This is a genomic window from Veillonella parvula (assembly GCF_024461875.1).
Lineage (GTDB): Bacteria > Bacillota > Negativicutes > Veillonellales > Veillonellaceae > Veillonella > Veillonella parvula_I.
In genome coordinates this window covers 1-249 of the sequence record NZ_JANGAL010000082.1, presented here as the reverse complement: position 1 = coordinate 249, position 249 = coordinate 1, and the positions used below count along the sequence as shown (strand labels likewise).

1 protein-coding gene is annotated in these 249 nt (G+C 45.0%); it reads right to left on the bottom strand.

Annotated features, from left to right (window positions below; genetic code table 11):
- The coding region (locus NE668_RS09950) for a S8 family serine peptidase (protein WP_256196846.1) at positions 1-249 on the bottom strand (249 nt) is incomplete at both ends.

Here is a 249-nt window from a genome sequence, read left to right as displayed (position 1 = left end):
CCGGTCCGTAGTTTCCGGCAGAGACAACAACGGTAAGACCGGTATCCCAGAGCAGTTCCACTGCATCAAGCAGCAGTTCTTTTTGTTTTTTTGCAAGTCCGGGATTCGTACCGACAGAAATATTCACAATTCGGATCCCATACTTCTTTCTTTCCTTTAAAATCCACTCAATCCCTTTCATCACATGAGAAACATCCCCGTTTCCGTCTTTATCAAGTACTTTTCCGACAACAAGCTTTGCTTTCGGCG